1 protein-coding gene is annotated in these 4,809 nt (G+C 73.9%); it reads left to right on the top strand.

Annotated elements, in window-relative coordinates; genetic code table 11:
- Window positions 1-4,809: type I polyketide synthase (locus B082_RS0131200; RefSeq protein ID WP_267885853.1), on the top strand; the 4,809-nt coding region annotated here is incomplete at its 3' end.

Genomic DNA, 4,809 nt, shown 5'->3' with positions numbered 1-4,809 from the left:
CTGCGTGGGGCGGAGTCCCTTGAGCGGGTTGATGTGGTTCAGCCCGCGTCGTTTGTGGTGATGGTGGGTCTGGCGGCGGTGTGGCGGTCGTTCGGTGTGGTGCCGGCGGCTGTGGTGGGGCATTCGCAGGGTGAGATCGCTGCCGCGTATGTGGCGGGGGCGTTGTCGCTGGAGGATGCGCTGCGTGTGGTCTGTGTGCGCAGCCGGGCGATTGCCGGGCTGGCCAGTGGGGGCGGGACGATGGCGTCGGTGGGTGCCGGGGTGGCTCAGGTGGAGGAGATTCTTTCCGCCTGGGACGGCCGGGTGTCGGTCGCCGCGGTGAATGGTCCTTCGCAGGTGGTGATCTCGGGTGAGGTCGCCGCGGTGGAGGAAGCCGTTGCCAAGTGCGTGGAGCTGGGATTCCGGGCGCGCCGGATCGCGGTGGACTACGCCTCGCACTCGCCGGCCATGGATGTGCTGCATGACGAGTTGACTGCGAGTCTGGCGGGTGTTGCCCCGCGTGCGGGCACGATTCCGCTTCTGTCGACGGTGACGGGTGAGTTCATCGACGGCTCCGAGATGGACGCGAACTACTGGGTGACGAACCTTCGCTCCCAGGTCCGTTTCGCCGAGGCCATCGAGAAGCTGGCGGCCGAGGGCTACGGCGTGTTCGTGGAGGTCTCCTCGCACCCCGTGCTGTCCGCCGCCGTTCAGGAGATCGCGGACGAGAGCGTGGTCACCGGTTCGCTGCGGCGTGACGACGGTGGCCTGGACCGGTTCCTGGCCGGAGTCGCCGAGCTGTGGGTCCATGGTGTGGACGTCGACTGGACGGCCGCCTTCCCCGAGGCCCGTCCCGGCCTCGTCGACCTGCCCACGTACGCCTTCCAACGCCGCCCGTACTGGCCGGAGTTCGACACCGAGCCGGCCGCTGTGGCCGCCGACGGGGGCACGGCGGCGGACCGGGAGTTCTGGGCGGCCGTCGAGCGGGCCGACACGGACGCGCTGGCCGGCACGCTGGACGCCGACGCATCGGTCATCGATTCGCTGCTGCCCGCGCTCGCCGACTGGCGGCGCAAGCAGCGTGAGCAGGACACCACCGACTCCTGGCGCTACCGGGTCAACTGGACCCCGCTCGCTCCGGCGGACGGGGAGCCGCTCACCGGCGACTGGCTGGTGGTGACCTCCGCCGGCACGGACGGCAACGGCGACGCCGCCCGGAACTGGGCGGACACGATCGCCGACGAGCTGACCGCCCGGGGCGCGACCGTCCGGCCCCTGCGGCTGGACGGGACCGCCCAGGACCGCACGGCACTCACCGCCCTGCTCACCGAAACCGCGCGAGCCGCCGGACACGAGGGGGCCGAAGGGGCCGAAGAGGCCGCGGAGGCCGCCGGACCCGCCGAGTTCGCCGGGGTCGTCTCCCTGCTGGCCTGGGACGAGCGGGACACCGACGGGCTTCCCGGGCTGCCCCGGGGCCTGGCGCTGACCGCCGTACTGCTCCAGGCGCTCGGGGACGCGGGCATCGCCGCACCGCTCTGGTCGCTGACCTCCGGAGCGGTCTCGGCCGCCCGCTGGGACACGGTGACCCGGCCGGGCCTGGCGGCGGTGTGGGGGCTCGGGCGCGTCGCAGCGCTGGAGCACCCGGACCGCTGGGGCGGACTGGCCGACGTACCGGAAGAGGCCGACGCACGCTCCGCGCGGCGGCTGCTCAACGCCATCGCCGCGGGCGACGAGGACCAGGTCGCCCTGCGCGCGTCGGGCCTGTTCGGCCGGCGGCTCGTGCGCGCCCCGCACACGAGCGACGCGGACACGGCGTGGACGCCGTCGGGCACGGTCCTGATCACCGGCGGCACCGGCGCCCTGGGCGCCAGGATGGCCCGCTGGGCGGCCGGCAACGGTGCCGAGCACCTGGTGCTGACCAGCCGCCGCGGCGCGGACGCGCCCGGCGCGCCGGAACTCGCCCGGGAACTGGAGGAAACCGGCGCCAGGGTCACCCTCGCCGCCTGCGACATGGCCGACCGCGCGCAGGTCACCGCGCTGCTCTCCGGGCTCACCGACGACGCGGCCCCGCTGACGGCGGTCGTGCACGCGGCCGGTGTCCTGGCCGACGGCATCCTCGACTCGCTCGGTGCCGAACGCATCGCCCAGGTCATGGCGCCCAAGGCACACGCCGCGCTGCTCCTGGATGAGACGACCCGGGCACTCGGCGTGGAACTCGACGCGTTCGTCCTGTTCGCCTCCACCGCCGGAATCTGGGGCGGCCCCGGGCAGGCGAACTACGCGGCCGCCAACGCGGTCCTCGACGCCCTGGCCGAACGCCGCCGGGCCGACGGCCTCGCCGCCACATCGATCGCGTGGGGCCCCTGGTCCGACGCGGGCATGGCGGACAGCGCGGCCGTCGAGGCCAGGCAGCGCAAGGGCGGTGTCCACTCGCTGGCCCCCGAGTCCGCGGTCGCCGTACTGCGGCAGGCGGTCGGTGGGGGAGAGGCCACGCTCACGGTGGCCTCCATCGACTGGGCCGTCTACGCGCCCGCCCTCACCGCGAGCCGCCGCAGCACGCTCCTCGACGGCATTCCGGAGGCCCGCGAGGCGCTGGATGCCACGAGCGGCGACACCGTCGCGGGCGGCGACTCGCTGGCCGCCCGGCTCGCCGGGCTCACCGAGGCCGAGCGGGAACGCGAACTGCTCGACCTGGTGCGCGGCCACGTCGCCGCGGTGCTCGGATTCGCCGCACCCACCGACGTGGAACCCGCACGCGTGTTCTCCGACATCGGGTTCGACTCGCTGACGGCGATCGAACTCCGCAACCGGCTCAACTCGGCCACCGGGCTGCGCCTGCCCGCCACGCTGATCTTCGACCACCCGACCCCGACCGCCCTCACGCGCCTGCTGCGCCAGGAACTCGTCGGCCTCGCCGACCCGGCACCCGCCACCCCGGTTCCGGCCGGTGGCGCCAGCGGCCAGGACGACGACCCGATCGCCATCGTCGGCATGAGCTGCCGCCTTCCCGGCGGCGTCTCCTCGCCGGAGGAGCTGTGGCGGCTGGTGTCCGAGGGCATCGACGCGATATCCGACTTCCCGGACGACCGCGGCTGGGACATCGACGGGGTGTACGACCCCGACCCGGACAACGCCGGTACGACCTACACCCGGCACGGCGGATTCGTGCGGGGCGTCGGAGAGTTCGACGCCGGACTCTTCGGGATCAACCCGCGCGAGGCGCTGTCCATGGACCCGCAGCAGCGGCTCCTCCTGGAGACCGCCTGGGAGGCCACGGAACGGGCGGGCATCGACCCCCTGTCCCTGGCCGGCAGCCGGACCGGCATGTTCGCCGGTGGCAACGGCTCCGACTACGGCGGCCTGCTGATGGCCTCCCCGGAGGGCGCCGACGGCTACTTCATGACGGGCAACGCCTCCAGCGTCCTGTCCGGCCGGATCTCGTACGCGCTGGGCCTTGAGGGACCGGCGGTCACCGTCGACACGGCCTGCTCCTCCTCGCTCGTCGCCCTGCACCTGGCGGCGCAGGCCCTGCGCGGCGACGAGTGCGATCTCGCGCTGGCCGGCGGTGTCACACTCATCTCCACGCCCACCCCGTTCGTCAGCTTCAGCCGGCAGCACGGGCTCGCCGTGGACGGCCGGTGCAAGGCGTTCTCGGACGACGCCGACGGCACCGGCTGGGCCGAAGGCGTCGGAGTCCTCGTCCTCGAACGGCTCTCGGACGCCCGGCGCAACGGCCACCAGGTGCTCGCCCTCGTCACCGGCAGCGCCACCAACCAGGACGGCGCGTCGAACGGCCTGACCGCCCCGAACGGTCCGTCGCAGCAGCGCGTCATCCGGCAGGCCCTGGCCACCGCCGGTCTGACGGCCGCCGAGGTGGACGCGGTCGAGGCGCACGGCACGGGCACGACGCTCGGCGACCCGATCGAGGCACAGGCGCTGCTAGCCACCTACGGGCAGGACCGGCCGGCCGGCCGGCCGCTGTGGCTGGGCTCGATCAAGTCCAACATCGGGCACACCCAGGCCGCGGCCGGGGTCGCGGGCCTGATCAAGATGGTGCTGGCGATGCGGCACGAGGAACTGCCCGGCACGCTGCACGTGAGCGAGCCGTCGTCGCACGTCGACTGGGCGTCCGGCGCCGTGGAGCTGCTGTCCGAGTCCCGTCCGTGGCCGCGCGGCGAGCGCCCGCGCCGCGCGGGTGTGTCGTCGTTCGGCATCAGCGGCACCAACGCGCACGTGATCATCGAGGAGGCACCGGCCCACGACCCGGCTCCGGTGGCGACGCCGGACGTCGTCCTGCCGGTGGTGCCCTGGCCGGTGGCCATGAAGACGGCCAACGCGCTGACCGCACAGGCCGAACGGCTTGCGGCCGGGGTGGACGGCCTGGACGCGGCCGATGTCGGCCTGTCCCTGGCGACGACCCGCGCCGCGCTGGACCAGCGCGCCGTCGTGCTCGGCGCCGGCACCGACGAGCTGCGGACGGCCCTGTCGGCCCTGGCGGCAGGCGAACCGGCACCGCACACCGTCACCGGCCGCGCCCGCTCCAGCTCCACCGGGTTCGTGTTCTCCGGGCAGGGCGGTCAGCGCGTCGGCATGGGCCGGGAACTGGCGGACACCTTCCCGGTGTTCGCCACCGCCCTGGACGAGGTGTGCGCACACTTCGACGGGCTGCTCGACCGGTCGCTGCGCGAGGTGATGTTCACGGACGCGGAGGCGTTGAAGAACACCGGCTGGGCGCAGCCCGCGATCTTCGCCGTCGAGGTGGCGTTGTTCCGGCTGGTCGAGTCGTGGGGAGTCCGTCCGGACTACCTCGTCGGCCACTCGGTGGGTGAG

It is taken from the genome of Streptomyces sp. ATexAB-D23, assembly GCF_000373645.1.
Classification (GTDB): domain Bacteria; phylum Actinomycetota; class Actinomycetes; order Streptomycetales; family Streptomycetaceae; genus Streptomyces; species Streptomyces castrisilvae.
The sequence above is the reverse complement of the archived record's forward strand: the minus strand, read 5'-3'. Positions and strand labels throughout refer to the sequence as shown.